The organism is Streptomyces sp. NPDC047515, assembly GCF_040643055.1.
Lineage (GTDB): Bacteria > Actinomycetota > Actinomycetes > Streptomycetales > Streptomycetaceae > Streptomyces.
Window position 1 is genome coordinate 45,089 of record NZ_JBEYTM010000014.1, and the last position, 21,828, is coordinate 66,916.

At 71.4% G+C, this 21,828-nt stretch carries 20 protein-coding genes and 1 pseudogene; 8 read left to right on the forward strand and 13 right to left on the reverse strand.

Features of this window, described 5'->3' with window-relative positions; genetic code table 11:
- Positions 1 to 10: 10 nt before the first annotated feature.
- Together rsmD and recG are read right to left on the reverse strand one after the other, a co-directional pair.
- On the reverse strand, positions 11 to 595 hold the full coding sequence (rsmD, locus tag ABZ826_RS14620) for a 16S rRNA (guanine(966)-N(2))-methyltransferase RsmD (protein ID WP_361447037.1): 585 nt from the start codon (positions 593 to 595) through the stop codon (positions 11 to 13).
- 115 nt (positions 596 to 710) lie between these two features.
- Complete coding sequence (gene recG / locus ABZ826_RS14625) at positions 711 to 2,927, reverse strand: ATP-dependent DNA helicase RecG (protein WP_361447039.1); 2,217 nt, start codon at positions 2,925 to 2,927, stop codon at positions 711 to 713.
- Between the two features lie 174 nt (positions 2,928 to 3,101).
- Here recG and ABZ826_RS14630 point away from each other — a divergent pair, with 174 nt between their 5' ends.
- Together ABZ826_RS14630 and ABZ826_RS14635 are read left to right on the forward strand one after the other, a co-directional pair.
- Positions 3,102 to 4,979 (forward strand): HSP90 family protein, encoded by a 1,878-nt coding sequence (locus ABZ826_RS14630; RefSeq protein WP_361447041.1) that lies wholly within the window; start codon positions 3,102 to 3,104, stop codon positions 4,977 to 4,979.
- Positions 4,976 to 7,959, forward strand: a pseudogene (locus ABZ826_RS14635) (tetratricopeptide repeat protein). Before ABZ826_RS14630 ends, ABZ826_RS14635 begins: the two are co-directional and overlap by 4 nt.
- A gap of 41 nt (positions 7,960 to 8,000) precedes the next feature.
- On the opposite strand, the gene ABZ826_RS14640 reads toward ABZ826_RS14635, so the two are convergent.
- Positions 8,001 to 9,614, reverse strand: a complete 1,614-nt coding sequence (locus tag ABZ826_RS14640) for a DAK2 domain-containing protein (RefSeq protein WP_361447043.1) — start codon at positions 9,612 to 9,614, stop codon at positions 8,001 to 8,003.
- A gap of 259 nt (positions 9,615 to 9,873) precedes the next feature.
- Between ABZ826_RS14640 and rpmB the strand changes: the two genes are divergently transcribed.
- A complete protein-coding gene (gene rpmB / locus ABZ826_RS14645; RefSeq protein WP_030928661.1) occupies positions 9,874 to 10,059 on the forward strand; it encodes a 50S ribosomal protein L28 in 186 nt (61 codons plus the stop codon).
- 86 nt (positions 10,060 to 10,145) lie between these two features.
- Here rpmB and thiD read toward each other — a convergent pair whose 3' ends face one another.
- A complete protein-coding gene (thiD, locus tag ABZ826_RS14650; RefSeq protein WP_361447045.1) occupies positions 10,146 to 10,952 on the reverse strand; it encodes a bifunctional hydroxymethylpyrimidine kinase/phosphomethylpyrimidine kinase in 807 nt (268 codons plus the stop codon).
- A gap of 10 nt (positions 10,953 to 10,962) precedes the next feature.
- The gene (locus ABZ826_RS14655) at positions 10,963 to 11,934 is read right to left on the reverse strand and encodes a thiamine-phosphate kinase (RefSeq protein WP_093545137.1); all 972 of its coding nucleotides are present in this window, start codon (positions 11,932 to 11,934) and stop codon (positions 10,963 to 10,965) included.
- A gap of 318 nt (positions 11,935 to 12,252) precedes the next feature.
- Between ABZ826_RS14655 and ABZ826_RS14660 the strand changes: the two genes are divergently transcribed.
- Together ABZ826_RS14660 and ABZ826_RS14665 are read left to right on the forward strand one after the other, a co-directional pair.
- Entirely contained in the window at positions 12,253 to 12,486 is a 234-nt protein-coding gene (locus ABZ826_RS14660) for an Lrp/AsnC ligand binding domain-containing protein (protein WP_361447048.1), read from the forward strand.
- Positions 12,487 to 12,539: 53 nt separating this feature from the next.
- Positions 12,540 to 12,995 carry a DUF3515 domain-containing protein gene (locus ABZ826_RS14665; protein WP_361447201.1) on the forward strand — a complete coding sequence of 152 codons (456 nt, stop codon included), beginning with the start codon at positions 12,540 to 12,542 and terminating at the stop codon, positions 12,993 to 12,995.
- Between the two features lie 47 nt (positions 12,996 to 13,042).
- Here the strand turns inward: ABZ826_RS14665 and ABZ826_RS14670 are convergent, their stop codons facing one another.
- From ABZ826_RS14670 to ABZ826_RS14680, 3 genes are all read right to left on the reverse strand, one after another.
- Positions 13,043 to 14,200 carry a D-alanine--D-alanine ligase family protein gene (locus ABZ826_RS14670; RefSeq protein WP_361447050.1) on the reverse strand — a complete coding sequence of 386 codons (1,158 nt, stop codon included), beginning with the start codon at positions 14,198 to 14,200 and terminating at the stop codon, positions 13,043 to 13,045.
- A 104-nt stretch (positions 14,201 to 14,304) separates the two neighbouring features.
- Positions 14,305 to 15,315, reverse strand: a complete 1,011-nt coding sequence (locus tag ABZ826_RS14675) for an NAD(P)H-dependent glycerol-3-phosphate dehydrogenase (RefSeq protein ID WP_361447052.1) — start codon at positions 15,313 to 15,315, stop codon at positions 14,305 to 14,307.
- Complete coding sequence (locus tag ABZ826_RS14680) at positions 15,312 to 16,064, reverse strand: lysophospholipid acyltransferase family protein (RefSeq protein WP_361447054.1); 753 nt, start codon at positions 16,062 to 16,064, stop codon at positions 15,312 to 15,314. Before ABZ826_RS14680 ends, ABZ826_RS14675 begins: the two co-directional genes overlap by 4 nt.
- A gap of 155 nt (positions 16,065 to 16,219) precedes the next feature.
- Here ABZ826_RS14680 and cofC point away from each other — a divergent pair, with 155 nt between their 5' ends.
- Positions 16,220 to 16,897, forward strand: a complete 678-nt coding sequence (gene cofC, locus ABZ826_RS14685; protein ID WP_361447203.1) for a 2-phospho-L-lactate guanylyltransferase — start codon at positions 16,220 to 16,222, stop codon at positions 16,895 to 16,897.
- 10 nt (positions 16,898 to 16,907) lie between these two features.
- Positions 16,908 to 17,111 carry a hypothetical protein gene (locus ABZ826_RS14690; protein ID WP_351074089.1) on the forward strand — a complete coding sequence of 68 codons (204 nt, stop codon included), beginning with the start codon at positions 16,908 to 16,910 and terminating at the stop codon, positions 17,109 to 17,111.
- A gap of 95 nt (positions 17,112 to 17,206) precedes the next feature.
- Here ABZ826_RS14690 and ABZ826_RS14695 read toward each other — a convergent pair whose 3' ends face one another.
- The 4 genes from ABZ826_RS14695 to leuC all read right to left on the reverse strand — a co-directional run bounded on the left by ABZ826_RS14695 (position 17,207) and on the right by leuC (position 20,356).
- Positions 17,207 to 17,857: an HU family DNA-binding protein gene (locus ABZ826_RS14695; protein ID WP_361447056.1), complete on the reverse strand. Its 651-nt coding sequence runs from the start codon at positions 17,855 to 17,857 to the stop codon at positions 17,207 to 17,209.
- A 143-nt stretch (positions 17,858 to 18,000) separates the two neighbouring features.
- A complete protein-coding gene (locus ABZ826_RS14700) occupies positions 18,001 to 18,228 on the reverse strand; it encodes a hypothetical protein (protein WP_072487271.1) in 228 nt (75 codons plus the stop codon).
- A 104-nt stretch (positions 18,229 to 18,332) separates the two neighbouring features.
- Positions 18,333 to 18,926 carry a 3-isopropylmalate dehydratase small subunit gene (leuD, locus tag ABZ826_RS14705; protein ID WP_361447058.1) on the reverse strand — a complete coding sequence of 198 codons (594 nt, stop codon included), beginning with the start codon at positions 18,924 to 18,926 and terminating at the stop codon, positions 18,333 to 18,335.
- Positions 18,927 to 18,931: 5 nt separating this feature from the next.
- A complete protein-coding gene (leuC, locus tag ABZ826_RS14710) occupies positions 18,932 to 20,356 on the reverse strand; it encodes a 3-isopropylmalate dehydratase large subunit (protein ID WP_361447060.1) in 1,425 nt (474 codons plus the stop codon).
- A 174-nt stretch (positions 20,357 to 20,530) separates the two neighbouring features.
- Between leuC and ndgR the strand changes: the two genes are divergently transcribed.
- Positions 20,531 to 21,247: an IclR family transcriptional regulator NdgR gene (ndgR, locus tag ABZ826_RS14715; protein WP_014048551.1), complete on the forward strand. Its 717-nt coding sequence runs from the start codon at positions 20,531 to 20,533 to the stop codon at positions 21,245 to 21,247.
- A 54-nt stretch (positions 21,248 to 21,301) separates the two neighbouring features.
- Here ndgR and ABZ826_RS14720 read toward each other — a convergent pair whose 3' ends face one another.
- The gene (locus ABZ826_RS14720; protein WP_361447062.1) at positions 21,302 to 21,799 is read right to left on the reverse strand and encodes a DUF4188 domain-containing protein; all 498 of its coding nucleotides are present in this window, start codon (positions 21,797 to 21,799) and stop codon (positions 21,302 to 21,304) included.
- Positions 21,800 to 21,828 lie beyond the last annotated feature (29 nt).

The following is a 21,828-nucleotide window of genomic DNA, read 5'->3' on the forward strand; positions in this document are numbered from 1 at the left end:
TCCGGTCCGGTCATCGTGCGTCTTCGCACGTAGAGGCGGCGCGACCGTACCAAAGCGTTCCCTCGCCGTAGCGACGGGCCCGCAGTGGCTCGAATCCCTTGGGCCAGTTGAATTCTCCGCCCCTGGTGCTGCGTTCCACGGTGACGAGCGCGTCGGCCGTGAGCCACCCCTGAGCACGGAGTGTGAGCAGTATCTCCCCAAGATCGCCGTCGGTCACGGCGTACGGCGGGTCCAGGAACACCACGTCGTACGGCTCCGCGGGCGCCGGGCCGGTCACGATCTGTTCCGCCTTGCCGGTACGGACCTCGGCGCCGGGCAGGCCGAGCGTGCGGACGTTTTCCCGGACGGTGCGGACGGCCTTGGAGTCGGCCTCGACGAGCAGGGCGTGGACCGCGCCGCGGGAGAGCGCCTCCAGGCCGACGGCGCCGGAGCCCGCGTACAGATCCGCGACCCTGGTGCCGTGGAGGCTGCCCAGGAACGCCTCCCAGGTGGAGAAGAGTCCCTCGCGCGCACGGTCGGAGGTGGGGCGGGTGCCGGTGCCGGGCGGGACGGCCAGGCGGCGTCCGCCGGCCGAGCCGGCGATCACGCGGGTCATGGGTGTCTGGTCCTCGGTTCGTGGGTGGCCCACAGGGTGCTGCGGCGCCGTGCCACCCACGATATGGCGTCGCGGCGGATCGGGCCCGCGCACCCGTCGCCCCCTGCCGGACCCGTCAGCCCTTGTCGAGGTACTGCTCGCGCTCCTTGTCGAGCAGCGCGTCCAGCGCGATCCGCAGCTCAGGCAAACGCTCCAGCTCCGGGTCGGCCGCGACGATCGCCGCGGCCTCCTCCCGGGCGGCGGCGATGACCTCCTCGTCGTCGATGACGGTGAGCATCCGCAGCGAGGAGCGGACGCCGGACTGAGCCTGGCCCAGGACATCGCCCTCGCGCCGCTGTTCGAGGTCGATCCGGGACAGCTCGAAGCCGTCGAGCGTGGCGGCGACGGCGGAGAGCCGGGCACGGGCGGGACTGGCCTCATGGGCCTCGCTGACCAGCAGACAGAGCCCGGGGGCCGAGCCGCGGCCGACCCGGCCGCGCAGCTGGTGCAGCTGGGAGACCCCGAACCGGTCGGCGTCCATGATCACCATGGCGGTGGCATTGGGGACGTTGACCCCGACCTCGATGACGGTGGTGGCGACGAGGACGTCGACCTGGCCCGCGGCGAAGCGGCGCATCACCTCGTCCTTGTCGTCGGGATTCATCCTGCCGTGCAGCACCTCGATGCGCAGACCGGCCAGGGGGCCCTTGGCGAGCTGTTCGGCGATCTCCAGGACGGCGAGCGGCGGGCGCTTCTCGCCGTCGTCCTCGGGCACCTTCTTCTTCCCCTTGCCGCCGGCCGCCTCGTCCTCGGCGTCGTCGCCGATGCGGGGGCAGACCACATAGGCCTGGTGCCCGCTCTCCACCTCCTCTCGGACCCGTTCCCAGGCGCGGCTGAGGAAGTGCGGCTTGTCCTTGGCGGGGACGACATGGCTGGCGATCGGCGAGCGGCCGGCCGGGAGCTGGTCCAGTACGGACGTCTCCAGGTCGCCGAAGACGGTCATGGCGACCGTACGGGGAATGGGGGTGGCGGTCATGACGAGCAGGTGCGGCGGCTGCTTCCCCTTCGAGCGCAGCGCATCGCGCTGCTCCACACCGAAGCGGTGCTGTTCGTCGACGACGACCAGGCCCAGGTCGTGGAACTGCACCTTGTCCTCGATCAGCGCGTGTGTGCCGATCACGATCCCGGCCTCGCCGGTGACGAGGTCGAGCAGCGCCTGGCGGCGGGCCGCGACCCCCATGGAGCCGGTGAGCAGTACCACCTTCGTCCCCTGCTCGGAGCCGCCCAGCATCCCCCCCTCGGCCAGCTCGCCCATCATCTCGGTGATGGACCGGTGGTGCTGCTGGGCGAGCACCTCGGTGGGCGCGAGCATGGCGGCCTGTCCGCCCGCGTCGACGACGCCGAGCATGGCGCGCAGGGCGACCATCGTCTTCCCGGAACCGACCTCGCCCTGGAGGAGCCGGTGCATCGGGTGCTCGGTCGCCAGGTCGTCGAAGATCTCCCCGGAGACCTTCCGCTGTCCTTCGGTGAGGGTGAAGGGCAGCTTGGCGTCGAAGGCGTCGAGCAGTCCGCCGGGCCGCGGTCTGCGCGCCACCGCCGGGAGCTGGGTGTCCGCGTATCTGCGGCGGGCCAGCGCGACCTGGAGGACGAACGCCTCGTCCCACTTCAGCCGGTCCCTGGCCTGCGCGATGTCCGCCTTGGTCTGCGGACGGTGGACCTTCAGCAGCGCTTCCGGGAGCGAGGTGAATCCGCGGCCCTCGCGCAGACCCGGCGGCAGCGGGTCGACGGCCTCCGCGGCGCTGGGCAGCACGGTGTCGACGGCCTTGGCGATCCGCCACGAGTCCAGCTGTTTGCAGGCCGGGTAGATCGGCAGCAGCCGCCCGGCGAAGGCGTCCACCGCCTCCGTGGCCTCGGCCCCGTCGATGGACTCGACGTCGAGCAGCTGGTACGTGGGGTGGGCCAGCTGCATCTTCCGGTTGAAGACGGAGACCTTGCCCGCGAACATCGCACGCCGCCCCGGCAGCAGCTCCTTGTGCGGCTTGTGGACCCCGTGGCCGAAGAAGACCAGCTGAAGGCGGCCGTTGCCGTCGGTGAGGGTCACTTCGAGGCGCTTGCCGCGGCCGTTGTTGAACATCAGGATGCGGGCGTCGGCGACCTGGGCGACCACCGTCACGTGCTCGTCCAGCGGGAGGTCGGCCAGGGCGGTGAGCCGGCCGCGCTCCTCGTACCGCCGCGGGTAGTGGTGCAGCAGATCACCGACCGTGTGCAGGTCGAGATGTTCGGCCATCACCTTCGCGGTGGCTCCGCCGAGCAGCTTCTTGAGGGGTTCATCGAACGCAGACACGCCATCCATTGCACACCACACCACTGACAGATGTCCGGCGGGCACCGCCCGGAACACCGGAATCCGCTGGTCGGAATCGTCGCCGCACCCCTAGGATCGGCTCCCACGCTTCCGGCTCGCGATCACCGTTCACGGGATCGCCCGACCCGCGCTGTCGCAAGTCCCCCCACCGGCGCTGCGACGATGACATCTGAGACCTCAGCGAATTCCGCGTCCCCCGAACCTTCCGAGTCCTTCGCCGATCGGTCGCCGCACACCTTCCAGGTGGATCTGCGCGGACTGGTCGATCTCCTCTCCCACCATCTCTACTCCTCCCCTCGGGTCTACCTGCGTGAGCTGCTGCAGAACGCCGTGGACGCCATCACGGCCCGCCGCGCCGAGCAGCCGGACGCGCCGGCCCTGGTGCGGTTGTACGCGGACGGCGGGCGGCTGCGGGTCGAGGACAGCGGGATCGGTCTGACCGAGACCGATGTGCACAGCCTGCTCGCGACGATCGGCCGCAGTTCCAAACGCGACGGGGCCGAGGGTCTGGCGTCGGCGCGTGCCGAGTTCCTCGGCCAGTTCGGCATCGGGCTGCTGGCCTGCTTCGTCGTGGCGGCGGAGATCCGGGTGATCAGCCGGTCGGCGCGGACACCCGGCTCGCCGCCCGTGGAGTGGTGCGCCCGCGACGACGGTTCGTACACCGTGCGTACCCTGCCGGACTGCGCCCGTCCGGAGCCCGGCACCACCGTGCATCTGACCGCCCGCCCCGGCAGCGCGGACTGGCTCTCCGAGGAGCGGGTCCTCTCCCTCGCCCGTGACTTCGGCTCGCTCCTGCCCTACGACGTACGGGTCGGCGAGGCGGCCGTCACCGATCTTCCGGCGGCGTGGGACCGGCCGTACCCGACCCCGGCGGCGCGCCGGGTGGCACTCGCGCGCCACTGCCACGAGCAGTTCGGATTCTCGCCGCTCGACGCGATCGACCTGGATCTGCCGCTCGCCGGGATCCGCGGTGTCGCCTACGTCCTGCCGTCCGCCGTCAGCCCGGCGCAGCGCGCGGGCCACCGTGTGCATCTGAAGGGGATGCTGCTGACGGACCGGGCCGACGAACTGCTGCCCGACTGGGCGTTCTTCGTGCGCTGCGTCATCGACACCGACAGCCTGCGGCCCACCGCCTCGCGCGAGGCGCTGTACGCGGACGAGACCCTGGCCGCCGTGCGGGACGCGCTCGGCGAGCGGATCAGGGACTGGCTCACCGGGCTCGCCGCGGGTGATCCGGAGCGGCTCGCGGAGTTCCTCTCCGTGCACCACCTCGGGGTGAAGTCGCTCGCCCGGCACGACGGCGCGATGCTGCCCTGGCTGCCGTTCGAGACGACGGACGGGCGGCTGTCGCTGGAGGAGTTCGCCCGGCGCCATCCGGTGGTGCACTTCACGCGGACCGTGGAGGAGTACCAGCAGGTCGCGCCGATCGCCTCGGCACAGGGCATCGGGGTGGTCAACGGCGGCTACACGTACGACACGGAGCTGGTCGAACGGCTGCCTTCGGTCCGGCCCGGGACCACGGTCGCGGAGCTGGACGCCGATACCGTCACCGCTCATCTGGACTCCGTCGATCCGGCGCAGGAGCTGGCGCTCGGCGGCTTCCTGGCCGCGGCCCGCGCCAGACTGGACCCGCTGGACTGCGACGTGGCGCTGCGCGCCTTCCATCCGCTGACCGTGCCCGCGCTGCACCTCGACGACCGGGCGGCCCGCCACGAGCAGGCCCGTGCCGAGGCGGAGGGGCAGGCGGACGGCCTGTGGGCGGGCATTCTCGGCTCGCTGCGCGGCAGTGCGCCGCGCGCCCGGCTCGTACTGAACCACCTCAATCCACTGATCCGGCGGATCGGATCGCTGGACAGTCCGGAGCCGGCCGCGACCGCGACGGAAGCGTTGTACGGGCAGGCGCTGCTGATGGCGCACCGCCCGCTGCGGCCCGCCGATTCGGCGCTGCTGAACCGGACGTTCGCCGGCCTGCTGGAGTGGGCCACCCATCCCGCGGCACCGGGACACTCCCCCTCGGACCCCCAGGAGGACGGCCGATGAGCCTCGACAGCACCACGATCCGCCAGGCCCTGCGGGAGAACGACGCGGAGCCGGAGGGCCTCGCGCGCAACGCCCGCGCGGAACGGCTGCTCGCCGAGGCCGAGCAGACCGGGGACGCCGCCCTCCTCGTCGAGGCGCTCACCCATCAGCTGCAGGTCTACAACTACAGCTCCGAGAAGGACAAGATGTTCGTGCCCTTCGCGCGGCTGCTGCGCATGTGGGACGAACAGCCGGGAGTCTTCAGCGAGTTCATGACCCACCAGCTGTTCTGGATGTTCAAGTGGGTCCCAGCTCCATGGTCGACCAGCCGCACATCCCGCTCGCCGCCATCGAGAAGTGGCAGGGCGAGATGGAGCACCGCTACCGGCTGGCCGGTCACTCCGAGCGTGCCGTGCGCCAGGGTGAGCTGGAGATCGCCCGGCACCTGGGCGATCTGGCGCGGGCCGAGCGGGCCTTTACCGCCTGGCAGGCCGCCGACCGGGACCGCATGGCCAACTGCCATGCCTGTGAGCTGCACGAACAGGGTGGCTGGCAAGTGCAGCGGGGCCTGGACGCCGAGGCCCTGGAGACCTGGGCGCCGGTGCTGGGCGGTGAGCACACCTGCGCCCATGAGCCGCACGCGGTGCTGGCGGCCTCGCTGCTCCCGCTGCTGCGGACGGGGCGCGCGGAGCAGGCGCGCGCCCACCATCTGCGGGGGTACCGGATGGTCCGGCCGATGGAGAGCATGCGGGACTCCGCGGCCCTGCACATCGAGTTCTGCGCCCTGACCGGCAACGAGGCCCGCGCCCTTGAGATCATCGCCGAACGGCCCGCGTACTTCACCGACAGCGGGAACCCCGGCAGCCTGATGGACTTCCTGGCCGTCACCGCCCTGCTGATGGACCGGCTGACCGCCCTCGGCCACGGGGAGCAGGCCGTACCGGGGCCCGCGGGGACCGACTGGACGGCGCGCTCGCTGGCCGCGCACGCCCGGGAGCGGGCGCTCGCGCTGGCCGCCCGTTTCGACGAGCGCAACGGCAACGCGTACATCAGTGGTCTGGTGCGGGAGCGTCTTGACCGGCAGCCACTGCTGGACCGGCTGCCGCTCGGCGTACGGGCCGCACGCCTCAGCTCCGCGGCCGAGAAACCGGAGGCGGCCCCGGGCACGGTCACGGCCCCGGGCACGGCGGTGGCCCCCGGCACGGCGGCGGATGCACCGCTCGACCTGGCGGGTCTGCTCGCCGAGGCGCATCGCCTCTCGGACGCCCAGCACCCGGACGCGGAATCCGCCTGGGGAGCCGTCGCCCGCCGTGCCGCCGAGTCGGAGGAGGCGGCGACCGGGCTGTCGGACCACGACCGCGCGTGCGTCGAGGACCACCGGGCGATGGACGGCTCCCTGCGGCCCGCCGAGGCGGTGGTGGCCTTCCGGACCGCCGCGGGACTGTACGAGGCCGCGGGCGACCCGGGCGAGGCCACGGCCGCGGCGGCCAGGGCCGCGTACGCCCGCTCGCTGGAGCCCGGGGGCGCGCAGGAGGCGCTGGCCGAGCTCGCGCCGCTGCTGGAACGGGCCCTCGCGCTGCACTCCGGGGGCGAGGCCACCGCCCGGCAGACGAGCGCCGTGCTGATGTGCCGGGCCCATGTTCTCGGCCGGCTGGTGCGGGAGGCTCCGGACGAGGAGTCCGCCGAGGCGGCCGTCGCCGGTCTGGAACAGGGCGCGCGGGAACTGCTCGCGTTCACCGAACCGCTGCGCGCGGAGGGTTCGGTCGTCACCCGGTTCACGCAGGCACTGGATCTCCTCGGCGATGTCGCGAGGTACCGGGGCGATCCGCGGGGCGCCCTGGAGCTGTACGAGCGGGCCGCCGCCGAGACCCATGACGCCGGGCTGCCGTGGCACGCGGTCGAGTACGAGGCCAAGACGGCCGCGCTCGCCGCCCGGCTCGACGAATACGGGCGGGCCGAACGGGCCGCACGCGCCGCGCTGGAGCACGGAGCGCCGTTCGTCCCGGCTCCGGGACGGGCCCAGCTGCACCTCGGGCTCGCCGAAGTCCTCGGCGCCGCCGGGCAGTTCGAGGAGGCGACCGAACACGCGCTGGACGCCGCGCACTGGGCGGACGAGGCGGGCGAGAGCGCGACGCTCGGGGTCCATGCCCGCCATCGGCTCGGCGGCTGGCTGCTGCGGCTGGGCCGGGCGGCGGAGGCGGCCGCGGTGCTGGAGGCCGTGCTTGCGGACATCACGGTCGAGGAGCACGGGGACGGCATGGTGGTGCAGACGCTGTGGTGGCTCGGTGACTCCCTCACCGAACTGCGCGAGCCGCGGGAGGCGGCCGGGCACTGGCTGAAGGCGGCCGACATCGCCCGCCACTGGCCCGGGCAGCACGACCACGCGATGCTCGCCGGTCTCGCCGCGCAGGCGCTCTACCAGGCCGATCTCGACTCCCAGGCGGAGCGGGCCTACGCGCGGGCCGGGGAGCTGTGGCGCGAGCTGGGTGACGTCCCCGCGCTGGTGCGGACGTTGCGGGTGCGGTCCTGGATCGCGATCCGGGAGGGGCAGTCGGGCCCGGACGCGGCACGGGAGTTCATGGCGGCGGCCCAGCGGGAGTGCGAGGCGGCCCTGGCCTCCGGACCGGTCCAGGAGGCGCCTCGGCTGCTGGCGGAGCTCGCAAAGACCCACAGCCAGACCGGTGAGCTGATCGCGCACCTCTGCCAGGGCGAACCGGGCGAGGCACCGGAGTTCGAGGAGGCTCTCGGCCATGTGCGCCGGGCGGTCGACCGCTTCACGGAGGCCGGCCCCGAGTTCCTCGGACTGCGCACCGCCACCGAGCTGACGGCCGCCTGGCTGGAGGCCGACCTGGGCCACCCGGACACCGCGCGGACCCGGGCCCGAAGGGTCCTTGAGATCTACGGGACCGGGGAGCCGGACGAGACAGGCCGGGAGCGTCGCGCGGAGGCCGAGGCGCTGCTGGAGTACGTGGACAGGAGGTCGGGCCCGTCCGGCGGCTGAGAGCCTGTCGGGCGGCCTCTGAGGACGTCCCCGCCCCGGCCCTACTCCACGCCGATCAGCAAGGGAGCGCACTGGTGGCCGCCCCGGTACACCACCGTGTCGACCGCCAGATAGCCCTCGCGCACGTGTTCCTCCAGCGCGTCGGCCAGGCTGTCGGGGACGTCCTCGCCCAGGACCAGGGTGACCAGTTCGCCGCCCGCCGCCAGCATGCGGTCCAGCACGGTGCGGGCCGTTTCCGGCACGTCCTCGCCGATGACCGCGACATCGCCGTCGATCAGGCCCAGGACGTCGCCGGCCTGGCAGATGCCCGCCATGGTCCAGGACTGCCGCTCGGCGACGGCCAGTTCGGCGTAGCGGGTGGCGCCGGCCGCGGCGGTCATCGCCACCACGTCCTCGTCGAAGCTGCGGTCGGGTTCGTGGACGGCGAGGGCGGCGATGCCCTGGACGGCGGCCCGGGTCGGGATCAGGGCGACCCTGACCCCCTCCGCGCGGGCCTGTTCGGCGGCGACGGCCGCGGTGTGGCGCAACTCGGCGTCGTTGGGCAGCAGTACCACCTCGCGGGCGTGCGCCCGGCGGATCGCGTCGACCAGCTCGCCGCTGGCGGGCGGCTCGCCGGGGCGCGCCAGGACCGTCGTCGCCCCGGCCTCCTTGCACAGCCCGCGCAGGCCGTCGCCGGGGACCACCACGACGACCGCCCGCTGCACGGGTTCGGCCTGGGCGTGCACCCGGTCCGCGCCGAAGTGGGTGATCCGGATCCGGTACGGCCGCCCCGCCTCGACGCCGGCCTCCACCGCCGCACCCGCGTCGTCGACATGTACATGGACGTTCCACAGCCCGTCGCCGCCCACCACCACGAGCGAGTCGCCGAGCCGGTCGAGCCGGTTCCGCAGCCGGTCCACCGCGTCGTCCGCGGCCTCCAGCAGGTAGATGACCTCGAAGGCCGGTCCGCCCTCCGCGCAGCTCTCCACCACCGCGACCTGGGGCGCGGGCGCGGCCGTGTACATGTGCTCGGGCGCCCTCCCGGAGACCGCTTCGACGAGCGCCCCGAGCACCGTCACCAGGCCCCGGCCCCCGGCGTCCACGACGCCCGCGCGCCCGAGGACCGCGAGCTGCCCGGGAGTCTCTTCCAGGGCGGCCCGCGCCCCCTCGTACGCCGCCCGCGCGACCTCCGCGGTTCCGGCGTCGTCCGCCGTGCGCCCGGCGGCGGCCGCGGCCGCGGAGGCCACGGTCAGCACGGTGCCCTCGACGGGGTGGGCGACGGCCTGCCGGGCGGCGGCAGCGGCGGCCGGGAGCGCCCGGCGCAGATGGTCCGCGTCGTGCCCGTCCCCCAGCACCCCCGCCATCCCGCGCAGCAGCTGGGCCAGGATCGTGCCGGAGTTCCCGCGGGCGCCGATCAGCGCCCCGTGTGCCATGGCCCGTACCGCGTCCGCGGCGACGGGGGCCGTCGTACCGGTCTCGTGTGCGGCGAAGACCGCTTCGACGGCCTGGGTCGCGGACTCCACGGTCAGATAGAGGTTCGTGCCGGTGTCCCCGTCCGCGACCGGGTAGACATTGATCGCGTCGATCGCAGCGCGCTCCCGGCCCAGCGCCTCCAGGGCCAGTGAGCACCAGGTACGCACCGCGACGGCGTCCATGTCGTCGGCGGTCTGCGGCACCTGTCGGTCCTCCTCGGAATCGGCCGTACGTGGCCGGCTGCACCGCAGAGTAGTCCCCGTGCGCCGGGTCCGGCGGGGACAGGGGCGGGCGGGGGGGCGGCGGAACCCATGGTAGTTTCGTTCTACCGACGCGGCCGTTGTATGCTGCTTCGGTTGCCCGACGAGAGTCGGGCCATTCCTCCGGTACCGCCACTTCAGTCAAATGAATCCGGCGCGCCGGAATTCACTGTAAGTGCACCTGAAGTCTTTGGAGTGACCCGTGGCTGCCAACTGCGACGTCTGCGGCAAGGGGCCGGGCTTCGGCAACAACATTTCGCACTCGCACCGCCGTACGTCCCGTCGCTGGAATCCCAACATCCAGCGCGTGCGTGCCGTGGTCGGTCGGACGCCGAAGCGGCTCAACGTCTGCACCTCGTGCATCAAGGCCGGCAAGGTCGCGCGCTGACGTTCCCGTCGTAGCGCAGCCTTCCGGTTGCCCAAAAAGCCGGTCCGCCTCGGTGGACCGGCTTTTTGCTGTGCTCCGGGGTGTGCTCACACGGTGCGCGTCCGCCAGGCGTGGTCGACGGGGCCGATCCCGGCGCCCAGCGGGAAGCCTGCCGCGATCGCCCCGGTGACGTAGGCCTTCGCGCCCCGCACGGCTGCCGGTACGTCCTGCCCCAGGGCCAGTCCACAGGCGATGGCGGAGGCGAGGGTGCAGCCGGTGCCGTGGGTGTGCCGGTTGTCGTGCCTCGGCGCGCGCAGCCAGTGCTCCTGCGCGCCGTCCGTCAGCAGATCCACGGGTTCGCCGGACAGGTGCCCGCCCTTGATGACGACCCAGCGCGGCCCGAACCCGAGCACCTCGGTGGCGGCCTGTCGCATTCCGGTCTCGTCCGTGACGTGCACGCCGGTGAGCTGCGCCACTTCGTCCAGGTTCGGGGTGGCGACCGTGGCGACCGGCAGGAGTTTCGTCCGGACGGAATCGAGCGCCTCCGCGGCCAGCAGCGGGTCCCCGTGCTTGGAGACCCCGACCGGGTCCACGACGACCGGGGCGTCGGTGTCCGCGAGGAGTTCGGCCACGGTCTCCACCAGCGCGGCCGACGACAGCATGCCGGTCTTCACCGCCCGCACACCGATGTCGTCCACCACACTGCGGTACTGGGCGCGCACGGCCTCGACGGGCAACTCCCAGGCGCCCTGCACCCCCAGCGAGTTCTGGGCCGTGACGGCGGTCAGCACGCTCATGCCGTGCACACCGAGCGCCAGCATCGTCTTCAGATCGGCCTGAATGCCCGCACCGCCGCCGGAGTCGGATCCGGCGACGGTGAGCACTCGGGCGGGTACGGCAGCGGTCAGGGGCATGTGCCGCAATCTACTGGGCGTCCTCGATGTCCCCGAAATGGTCCCAGCCGCTCTTGCTGGTCCAGGGCGCTCCGTCGACCGTCACCTGGGGCAGCGCCGAGGGGTTGAGGACTTCGCCGATCACCTTCCAGCGGGCGGGCAGCTTCACGTCCGGCGGGAAGGTGGCGACGATCGCGTGGTCCTCTCCCCCGGTCAGCACCCACTGCAGCGGATCCACGCCCACGGCCTGTCCGATGTCGGACATCTGCGAGGGGATGTCGATCAGTCCGGAGCGCAGATCGATCCGGACCTTGCTGGCCTCGGCGATGTGCCCGAGGTCGGCGACGAGCCCGTCGCTCACGTCCGTCATCGCGGTGGCGCCGAGCCCGGCGGCCGCGGGGCCCGCGTGGTACGGCGGTTCGGGGCGGCGGTGGGCCTCGACGAAGGCGCGGGGCGAGCGGAAACCGCGGGAGAGCACGGCGTACCCGGCGGCGGACCAGCCGAGCCAGCCGGTGACGGCGACGACGTCGCCGGGCTGGGCGCCGGATCTGGTGACCGGTTCGTGGTTGCGCAGATCGCCGAGCGCGGTGATCGAGACGGTGATCGTCTCGCCCCGCACCACGTCTCCGCCGACCACGGCCGCGCCGGCGACCTGGCACTCGTCACGGATGCCGTCCATCAGCTCGCCGGCCCAGGTGACCGGGAGTTCGGCGGGGACGACCAGGCCGAGCAGCAGCGCGGTCGGCACGGCCCCCATGGCGGCGATGTCGGCGAGATTCTGGGCGGCGGCCTTGCGGCCGACGTCGTACGCGGTCGACCAGTCGCGGCGGAAGTGCCGTCCCTCCAACAGGATGTCCGTACTGGCCACGACCCTGCGGTCGGGAGCTGACACGACCGCGGCGTCGTCGCCGGGACCGAGCCGTACCGCCGGAGTGGTGGTGAGCCGGGAAGTCAGCTCCCTGATGAGCCCGAACTCCCCCAACTCGCCCACGGTTCCCTTCACCGAGTCTCACCTCTCATCTATCGCGCCGGACGATCGTCCGGGCTGCTTCAGCGGCCGGGGGTCGGGATCGTGGACCGGCCGCCGCCGCAGGGAGCAGTCTGCACCGGTTCTCATCGCCCGTCCCCCGTTCGCACCGCTGCGCTCGCGGTCGCGGGCCGTCACTGCTGTCGGTACTGTCAAGAGATACGTCAACCTGTGTCTTGCGTACGCCACGCTGTGGATGTCAACCGGCCCGTAGGTCTCCCCGCGGCCCGCGGCAACGCGATACCGTGGCGTCCCTTTCCCCCACATGATCCTCGTGGTCGCCCTGGAGGTTCCGTGGTACAGGCGTACATCCTTATTCAGACCGAGGTGGGCAAGGCGTCGACCGTCGCCGAGACCATCGCTAAAGTTGCGGGAGTGATCCAGGCAGAGGACGTCACCGGCCCCTACGACGTGATCGTGCGCGCCCAGGCCGACACGGTCGATGAACTCGGCCGCATGGTGGTCGCCAAGGTCCAGCAGGTGGAAGGCATCACCCGAACCCTGACCTGCCCGGTCGTTCATCTGTAGTCCCCGTCTACGCTGGGCCGGTGACATCACTGCGCCGCCGGTTCGGCCACCCACTGTTTCTCGGTCCGTCCGCTGCCGCGCTGCTGCTGGCCGCGGCGGGCTGCTCCTCGACGGACACCGCGGCGTCGATCACGGTTCCCACTCCGTCTCCGGAGGCCGCAGCCTACTGTCGTGCGCTGCACAAGGAACTGCCGAGGACCGTTGCCGGTCTCGACCGCGGTGACACCGGGACGAAGTCCGAACTGACCGCCGAGTGGGGGGACGGAGCGATCGTACTGCGCTGCGGCGTCCCCCGGCCCGCGAAGATGGACGACCCGATGGCGAAGGGGACCGAGGCGGACGGCGTCAACTGGCTGCTGGAGCAGCCGGAGGACGCCGGCCCGCGCTTCACGACGACCTACCGCAAGGCGTACGTCGAGGTGAGCCTTTCGACGGCGTACGCCCATGACGCGAGCCCGTTGGCCGCGTTCGCGTCGGCCGTCAAGAAGACGGTCCCCAGCAGCCCGTAGGGCGTGCACCCGCGTCGCGCGTGCACGCCCCACGGTGCGAAGCCGTCTCAGCGCAGGCCGGTCGACCGGTTCAAGGCGGCCTGGATGAGCCGGTCCACCAGCTCCTGGTAGCTCACGCCGCTCTCCTGCCACATCCGCGGATACATGGAGATCGGGGTGAAGCCCGGCAGCGTGTTGATCTCGTTGATCACGAAGCCGCCGTCCTCGGTGAGGAAGAAGTCGGCGCGCACCAGGCCCTCGCAGGACGCGGCCTCGAATGCCTCGACCGCGAGGCGCTGGACCTCCGCCGTCTGCACCTCGGTGAGCGGGGCGGGCAGGATCCCGGCGGCCGAGTCGATGTACTTGGCCTCGAAGTCGTAGAAGTCGTGCGAGGTGACCGGCGGGATCTCGGCGGGCACGCTGGCGCGCGGGCCGTCCTCGAACTCCAGCACCCCGCACTCGATCTCGCGGCCCCGCAGCAGCGACTCGACCAGGAACTTGGGGTCGTGGCGGCGGGCTTCCTCGATCGCCTCGTCGAGACCGGACAGGTCGTCGACCTTGGTGATGCCGAAGGACGAACCGGCCCGAGCGGGCTTGACGAAGAGCGGCCAGCCGTGGTCACCGGCGAAGTCCACGATGCGCTTGCGGGCACCGGAGGGGTCCGTGTCCCATTCGCGGGGTCGTACCACGAGGTACGGGCCGACCGGCAGCCCGAACGAGGTGAAGACCCGCTTCATGTACTCCTTGTCCTGGCCGACCGCCGAGGCGAGCACCCCGGCGCCGACGTAGGGCACACCGGAGAGCTCCAGAAGTCCCTGAAGGGTGCCGTCCTCGCCGTAGGGGCCGTGCAGCACGGGGAAGACGACGTCGACCTCGCCCAGCGCCTTGGGGACCGAGCCGGGCTCGCTGTACACCACTTCGCGGCTGCCGGGGTCGGCCGAGAGCACCACACTGCCCTCGGTGGACTCGGCCAGCTGGGCCACGTCAGGCATCTGCCGGTCCTTGATGGCCATGCGTTCGGGTTCGTCGGCGGTGAGCGCCCAGCGGCCGTCCGCCGTGATGCCGATCGGCAGGACGTCGTACTTGGTCCGGTCGATGGCGTTCAGGACGGCGCCGGCCGTGACGACCGAGATGCCGTGTTCGGAGCTGCGGCCGCCGAACACTACGGCTACGCGCGGCTTGCGGAGCTGCTGCTCCGGGCTCTGGGGGAGGTTCTCGCTGCTCATATCGCGTTGAGCGTACCTGCTGGTACCCCTCGCGTCAGCGTGGCCGGGGCCGCTGGAGCGGTGTCCGCGAACGTACACCGCCCCGCGCACCCCCGTGCCTGTCGTCAGCGGCGCTCGGGCTTCGCGCTGCGCGACATCAGCTCGCTCAGCGCGACCACCGGCGGCTTGCCCTCGTGGACGATGCCGACGACCGTCTCGGTGATGGGCATGTCGACGCCGTGCCTGCGGGCCAGATCGAGCACCGATTCACAGGACTTGACGCCCTCCGCGGTCTGCTTGGTGACCGCGATGGTCTCCTGGAGCGTCATTCCGCGGCCGAGGTTGGTGCCGAAGGTGTGGTTGCGCGAGAGCGGCGAGGAGCAGGTGGCCACCAGGTCGCCGAGGCCCGCGAGTCCGGAGAAGGTCAGCGGGTCGGCGCCCATGGCGAGGCCGAGCCGGGTGGTCTCGGCGAGGCCCCGGGTGATGAGCGAGCCCTTTGCGTTGTCGCCGAGGCCCATGCCGTCGGCGATGCCCACGGCGAGACCGATGACGTTCTTGACCGCGCCGCCGAGTTCGCAGCCGACCACATCGGTGTTGGTGTACGGGCGGAAGTACGAGGTGTGGCAGGCGGTCTGCAGGCGCTGGGCCACGGACTCGTCCTGGCAGGCGACAACGGCCGCGGCGGGGCGGCGTTCGGCGATCTCCTTGGCCAGGTTGGGGCCGGTGATGACGGCGATGCGGTCCGCGGAGACCTTGGTGACGTCCTCGATGACCTCGCTCATCCGCTTCGCGGTGCCGAGTTCGACGCCCTTCATCATCGAGACGAGGACGGTCTCGGAGCCGATGTGCGGGGCCCAGTCGGCGAGGTTGGCACGCAGCGTCTGCGAGGGCACCACGAGCACGGCGAAGTCGGCGCCGCGCAGCGCCTCGGCGGCGTCGGTGGTGGCCCGGATCGACGCGGGGAGTTCGATGCCCGGCAGATAGTCCGGGTTGGTACGGGTCGTGTTGACGGCCTCGACGACCTCGGCGCGGCGGCCCCAGAGGGTGACCTCGCAGCCGGCGTCGGCGAGAACCACGCCGAAGGCCGTACCCCATGAGCCGGTTCCGAAGACGGCCGCCTTTGCGGGGTGCGTCACTTGGGTCCCTTTCCTTCGGCCTTGCGCCGCTGTTCTGCACGGGCCTTGCGGTGGTCGTACGGCTCCGTGGGGGCCGGCTCCCCCCGTACGATCTCCAGCTGCGCGGTCACCGCGGCCATGATGACCTCGGTCGCCTCACGCAGGATGTCGGGCGTCGGTTCCTTGTCGTAGAACCGGGAGAGGTCGACGGGCGGTCCGGCCTGCACCTGGAGGGTCTTGCGGGGGAGGAGCCGGAGCTTGTTCTCCTTGGCGTACGGCGGCATCGCCAGGTTGGCGCCCCACTGGGCGACCGGGATGACCGGGGCCTTCGTCATCAACGCGACGCGGGCGGCGCCGGTCTTGCCGGCCATCGGCCACATGTCGGGGTCGCGGGTGAGAGTGCCCTCGGGGTAGAAGGCGACGCACTCGCCGCGCCCGATGGCGTCCACGGCGGCCCGGAAGGCGTCCAGCGCATTGGTCGTCTCGCGGTACACGGGGATCTGTCCGGTGCCGCGCAGCATCATTCCGACAAAGGGGGTCTTGAAGAGGCCCGCCTTGGCGAGAAGCCGGGGCACCCGTCCGGTGTTGTACTGGAAGTGACCGTAGGAGAGCGGGTCCAGATACGAGTTGTGATTGACCGCAGTAATGAATCCGCCGTCGGCCGGAATGTGTTCCATTCCCCGCCAGTCACGCTTGAACAGAACCACCAACGGCGGTTTTGCGATGACCGCCGCCAGGCGGTACCAGAAGCCGATTCTGCGGCGGGACACTCGGACACCTTCCTCTAAGGACCTGAACTCTGCCTGGCTACCGACGGTCAAGTCTCGCCCCAGGCCCCTGCTCTGTCGAGAACACCGTACGCCCCGCTTTCGGGACCGACCCTCCGGGTTCTCGCACCGGCAGGCGAGAATAGGCGGCGAAGCGCATCGAGGGGGAGATCGCCACGAACACCGACCCGGCCGGTCCCTGGACCCTGGTCGTCCCGCTGAAGCCCTTGGCGCGGGCCAAGAGCAGGCTCGCGCCCGCGGCGGGCGCCGTGCTGCGCCCGCGTCTCGCCCTCGCGTTCGCCCGGGACACCGTGACCGCCGCCCTGTCCTGCCGGGCGGTACGGGATGTGGTGGTCGTCACGGCCGACACGGAGGCGGGGGCGGCTCTCGCGGCCCTCGGGGCGCGCGTCGTGCCCGACGAACCGGACAGCGGCCTCAACGCCGCCCTGGCACACGGTGAGCGGACCGTACGGGCCGAGCGGCCCGGAGCCGCCCTCGCCGCCCTCAACGCGGATCTGCCCGCGCTGCGCCCCGCGGAATTGGCACGGGTACTCGACTATTCCGCCGCATTTCCCCGTGCATTTGTCACCGATGCGGCAGGAATCGGAACGACATTTCTGTCGGCTGCGCCGGGCGTGGAATTGCGCCCGGCTTTCGGTGGTTCCTCCCGGGCCCGGCATCTGGACTCCGGCGCGGTGGAAATCGTCCTGACCGGAATCGATTCCGTCCGCCAGGACGTGGACACCGGCGACGACCTGCGGGCGGCGCTGACCCTCGGCGTGGGCCCGCACACGGCCGGACGCTGGGCCGCGGGGGTCTCCTCGCCGGACCGATAGGCTGCCGTTCATGCAGGCGACCTCGTACACGTACGACCCCGAGACCCGCACCGGCAGTGTGTTGCTCGACGACGGCACCCCGGTGGAATTCGACGCCCGCGCCTTCGACGCCGGCGGCCTGCGGCTGCTGCGGCCGGGGCAGCGGGTGCGAATCGAGGGCGTCGGCGAGGGTGCGGACCTGCGGATCACCCTGGTGACCCTGCAGACATTCTGAACGGCGCCGCGCGCCCTGCCCGGAACAGCCCGCGGGCCGGGCTCCCCGAGGGGAGCCCGGCCCGGCGCGTGTGAGCGGCCCTGCGCTGCTCGGCCTCACTTCTTCCGTGCAGTGGCCTTCTTCGCCGTGGTCTTGCGCGCCGTGGTCTTCTTCGCGGGCGCCTTCTTCGCCGTGGCCTTCTTGGCGGGCGCGGTCTTGCTGGCGACGGCCTTCTTCGCGGCCGCCGTCTTCTTCGCCGCCGTGGTCTTCTTCGCCGCCGCCGTGGTCTTCTTGGCCGCCGCGGTGGCCTTCTTCGCCGCCGCCGTGGTCTTCTTGGCGGCAGTGGTCTTCGCCGCGGTCACGGCCTTCTTGGCGGTGGCCTTCTTCGCCACGGCCTTCTTGGCCGCGGCCTTGGTCGTCGTACGGGCAACACCGCCCGTGAGGCTGCCCTTGGGCGCCTTCTTCACGGCCACATCGTGCTTGGGGAGCTTCTTGGAGCCGCTCACCAGATCCTTGAAGCCCTGTCCCGCACGGAAACGGGGCACCGAGGTCTTCTTGACCCGCACCCGCTCGCCCGTCTGCGGGTTGCGGGCGTAACGGGCGGGGCGGTCGACCTTCTCGAACGAGCCGAAGCCGGTGACCGAGACACGGTCCCCCGCGACAACCGCACGGACGATCGCGTCGAGCACCGCGTCGACGGCGTCCGCGGCCTGCTGACGGCCCCCAACCTTGTCGGCAATCGCTTCTACGAGCTGCGCCTTGTTCACGTCTTCCCCTTCGGAGACATTGCCAGAACGAAAGTGTTCAAGCGTTTTCGCACGTTAGGCAGATATATACCGCAAATCAAACACGAAACGGGCTAATCACCCTAGTGCCGCAACGAAGTCGACCGCTGCGCAGTTCCGCAGAGTCAGTCACCTTCGGGGAATCGGCCCTCATCGAGGTCCTTCATCAACCGGTCCAGACGCCTTGCCGCATCCGGGAGATCGTGCTTAGCCGCGGCCGTGATGACCAACAGCTTCCGGGACAGCGCCATCCTTACGCCCTCCGGGACTTGCAGTGCACGCACTCTTGTGTGCGCTTCCTTCAATCGGTCGGCGACTTGGCCGTAAAGCTTGAGTTGGCTGTCGCGTTCCATGCACCGATTGTGCCATCTGGGGCGAGTTGTCGCCCGACGGGGTCTCAACAAGCGACTGCGCCCCCTACCAGAAGGCAGGGGGCGCAGTCCTGGAAACGCGCTGCTCAGGCGTTAATTGTACGCGGCTTGAAGGTCGGCCTTGCCACCTCATAAGTCGCAATGTCCGCTTCGTTCTGAAGGGTGAGGCTGATGTCGTCCAGCCCGTTCAGCAGTCGCCAGCGGGCGTTCTCGTCGAGCTCGAAGTCGGCGGTGATGCCTTCGGCGCGGACCTGGCGGGCCTCCAGGTCGACGGTGATCTCGGCCGTCGGGTCGGCCTCGGTCACCTCCCAGAGCGCGTCGACCACCTTCTGGCCGAGCACGACGGTCAACAGCCCGTTCTTCAGCGAGTTGCCGCGGAAGATGTCGGCGAACCGGGAGGAGATGACGGCCTTGAAACCGTAGTTCTGCAGCGCCCACACGGCGTGTTCGCGGGACGACCCGGTGCCGAAGTCGGGGCCGGCCACCAGCACCGTGGCGCCGCTGCGCTCGGGACGGTTGAGGACGAAGTCGCCGTCCTTGCGCCAGGCCTCGAAGAGTCCGTCCTCGAAGCCGTCGCGGGTGACCTTCTTCAGCCAGTGGGCGGGGATGATCTGGTCGGTGTCGACGTTGCTGCGGCGCAGCGGGACGGCCCGGCCGGTGTGCGTGGTGAAAGCTTCCATGATTCTCAGACTCCGGCGGGCGTACGGACGTCGGACAGGTCGGCCGGCGAGGCCAGGTGGCCCAGCACGGCGGTGGCGGCGGCAACCTGCGGGGAGACCAGGTGCGTACGACCGCCCTTGCCCTGCCGGCCCTCGAAGTTGCGGTTCGAGGTGGAGGCGGAGCGCTCGCCGGGGGCCAGCTGGTCGGGGTTCATGCCGAGACACATCGAGCAGCCCGCGTGCCGCCATTCGGCGCCCGCGGCGGTGAAGACCTTGTCCAGGCCCTCCTCGACGGCCTGCAGAGCGACGCGGACGGAGCCCGGGACGACCAGCATCCGTACGCCGTCGGCGACTTTGCGGCCGTCCAGGATCGCGGCCGCGTTACGCAGGTCCTCGATCCGGCCGTTGGTGCAGGAGCCTACGAAGACGGTGTCCACGTTGATCTCGCGCAGCGGCTGCCCGGCAGTCAACCCCATGTACTCCAGGGCCTTTTCAGCGGCGTTGCGCTCCGAGGCGTCCTCGTACGAAGCCGGGTCGGGGACGTTCGCCGACAGGGGCGCGCCCTGGCCGGGGTTGGTGCCCCAGGTGACGAACGGCGCCAGTTCGGCGGCGTCGATGACGACCTCGGCGTCGAAGACCGCGTCGTCGTCGGTGCGCAGCGTCTTCCAGTACGCGACGGCCGCGTCCCAGTCCTCGCCCTGCGGGGCGTGGTCGCGGCCCTTGAGGTAGTCGAAGGTGGTCTCGTCCGGGGCGATCATGCCCGCTCGGGCGCCGGCCTCGATCGACATGTTGCAGATGGTCATCCGGGCTTCCATCGAGAGCTTCTCGATGGCCGAGCCGCGGTATTCGAGGATGTAACCCTGGCCGCCGCCGGTACCGATGCGGGCGATGATCGCCAGGATCAGGTCCTTGGCCGTGACACCGTCGGGCAGTTCGCCGTCGATGGTGATCGCCATGGTCTTCGGGCGGGCCATCGGCAGGGTCTGGGTGGCCAGGACGTGCTCGACCTGGCTGGTGCCGATGCCGAACGCCAGCGCGCCGAAGGCACCGTGCGTGGACGTGTGCGAGTCGCCGCAGACCACCGTGGTGCCGGGCTGGGTCAGACCCAGCTGCGGGCCGACCACGTGCACGACGCCCTGCTCGACGTCGCCCAGCGGGTGCAGCCGTACACCGAACTCCGCGCAGTTCTTGCGCAGGGTCTCCAACTGGGCGCGGGAGACCGGGTCGGCGATCGGCTTGTCGATGTCGAGGGTCGGGGTGTTGTGATCCTCGGTGGCGATGGTGAGGTCGAGGCGCCGGACCCGGCGTCCGGCCTGCCGGAGGCCGTCGAAGGCCTGGGGGCTGGTCACCTCGTGCAGCAGGTGCAGATCGATGAAGAGGAGGTCGGGCTCACCTTCGGCGCGCCGGACGACATGGTCGTCCCAGACCTTCTCCGCGAGTGTCCTACCCATCGCTTTCCCTCCGGCCGGCGTCTGCGCCGGCCCAACTAGAGATTCGGTGCGCCGCCGTCCGGACCCCCGTGCGGGGCGGTGGCTACGGGCCGTTGTGTGGCCGCCTCTACAGGTTCGCAACTTCCGCCGAAAATTGAACTTGCGTTTCACAGAGTGAGACGGGAGTATCGTCGTATGGACAACTCTAGCGGCGTCGGCGTTCTCGACAAGGCAGCTCTGGTATTGAGCGCCCTGGAGTCCGGTCCGGCCACCCTCGCCGGGCTGGTCGCGGCGACCGGGCTCGCACGACCCACGGCCCATCGACTGGCCGTGGCACTGGAACACCACCGCATGGTGGCGAGGGACATGCAGGGCCGTTTCATTCTCGGCCCCCGACTGGCGGAACTCGCGGCAGCGGCGGGCGAGGACCGCCTGCTGGCCACGGCGGGACCGGTGCTCACCCACCTGCGCGACATCACGGGCGAGAGCGCGCAGCTCTACCGGCGCCAGGGCGACATGCGGATCTGCGTGGCGGCGGCGGAGCGGCTGTCCGGCCTGCGGGACACCGTGCCGGTCGGCTCCACGCTCACGATGAAGGCCGGCTCCTCGGCCCAGATCCTGATGGCCTGGGAGGAGCCGGAGCGGCTGCACCGCGGCCTCCAGGGCGCCCGCTTCACGGCGACGGCACTCTCGGGCGTACGGCGCCGGGGCTGGGCCCAGTCGATCGGCGAGCGCGAGCCGGGTGTGGCCTCGGTCTCGGCGCCGGTGCGCGGCCCCTCGAACCGGGTGGTCGCCGCAGTCTCGGTCTCCGGACCGATCGAGCGGCTGACCCGGCACCCGGGCCGGATGCACGCCCAGGCGGTCATCGACTCGGCCGCCAGGCTCAGCGAGGCCCTGCGCCGCACCGGCTGACGTCCCCGTACACCTCCTGGCCGCCCCAGCGTCGTGGCGGCCCCTGCCAGAACCTCACTTCGCGGACGAACGGTGTGCGAACCGGCCCGCCGCCCGTCGACCGCGCCCCTCGATCGGCAGTACGCCGGTGGCCGCGGCCAGCCCGTACGCCGGCATGTCGGCGTAGATCGATTCGTAACCGCCCTCGGGCACCACGTACGTCTCGTGCCACAGCCCCACATGCTGCCGGGACTTCTTCTCCTTACGGTTGATCATCGCCCACGCCTTGCGGTGGAACATGTCGGGAGCGCTCGCGTACGCGTACAGCTTCTCCTTCGACTCCCAGTACTGGACGACGTAGTACGTCCTGGGCGAGCCGGACAGCAGCGTGCAGCCGAGCAGCCCGCGACTCCTGTCCCGGCTCAACTCCCGCAGCATGCGTGGCATTGCCGCGAGGACGGGCAGCCAGTGGTGCACTCCCCAGAAGTGGTTGATGCGCATCCCGATGAGCAGGACGACCACCTCACCCTCGGCCGCCGCTGTCGTCCGCCCCGGAATCGGCTTCGCGAACATGGCCGCACCCCTTCCTCCGTTGGAGAGTG

What these genes read in the sequence shown, in the direction of transcription:
- ABZ826_RS14690 (WP_351074089.1), top strand. Translation starts at nt 16,908, where the DNA reads ATGCAGGCGACCTCGTACACGTACGACCCCGAGACCCGCACCGGCAGT.
- ABZ826_RS14630 (WP_361447041.1), top strand. Translation starts at nt 3,102, where the DNA reads ATGACATCTGAGACCTCAGCGAATTCCGCGTCCCCCGAACCTTCCGAG.
- ABZ826_RS14670 (WP_361447050.1), bottom strand. Translation starts at nt 14,200, where the DNA reads ATGAGCAGCGAGAACCTCCCCCAGAGCCCGGAGCAGCAGCTCCGCAAG.
- thiD (WP_361447045.1), bottom strand. Translation starts at nt 10,952, where the DNA reads ATGCCCCTGACCGCTGCCGTACCCGCCCGAGTGCTCACCGTCGCCGGA.
- leuC (WP_361447060.1), bottom strand. Translation starts at nt 20,356, where the DNA reads ATGGGTAGGACACTCGCGGAGAAGGTCTGGGACGACCATGTCGTCCGG.
- leuD (WP_361447058.1), bottom strand. Translation starts at nt 18,926, where the DNA reads ATGGAAGCTTTCACCACGCACACCGGCCGGGCCGTCCCGCTGCGCCGC.
- ndgR (WP_014048551.1), top strand. Translation starts at nt 20,531, where the DNA reads ATGGACAACTCTAGCGGCGTCGGCGTTCTCGACAAGGCAGCTCTGGTA.
- ABZ826_RS14720 (WP_361447062.1), bottom strand. Translation starts at nt 21,799, where the DNA reads ATGTTCGCGAAGCCGATTCCGGGGCGGACGACAGCGGCGGCCGAGGGT.
- ABZ826_RS14700 (WP_072487271.1), bottom strand. Translation starts at nt 18,228, where the DNA reads ATGGAACGCGACAGCCAACTCAAGCTTTACGGCCAAGTCGCCGACCGA.
- recG (WP_361447039.1), bottom strand. Translation starts at nt 2,927, where the DNA reads ATGGATGGCGTGTCTGCGTTCGATGAACCCCTCAAGAAGCTGCTCGGC.
- rsmD (WP_361447037.1), bottom strand. Translation starts at nt 595, where the DNA reads ATGACCCGCGTGATCGCCGGCTCGGCCGGCGGACGCCGCCTGGCCGTC.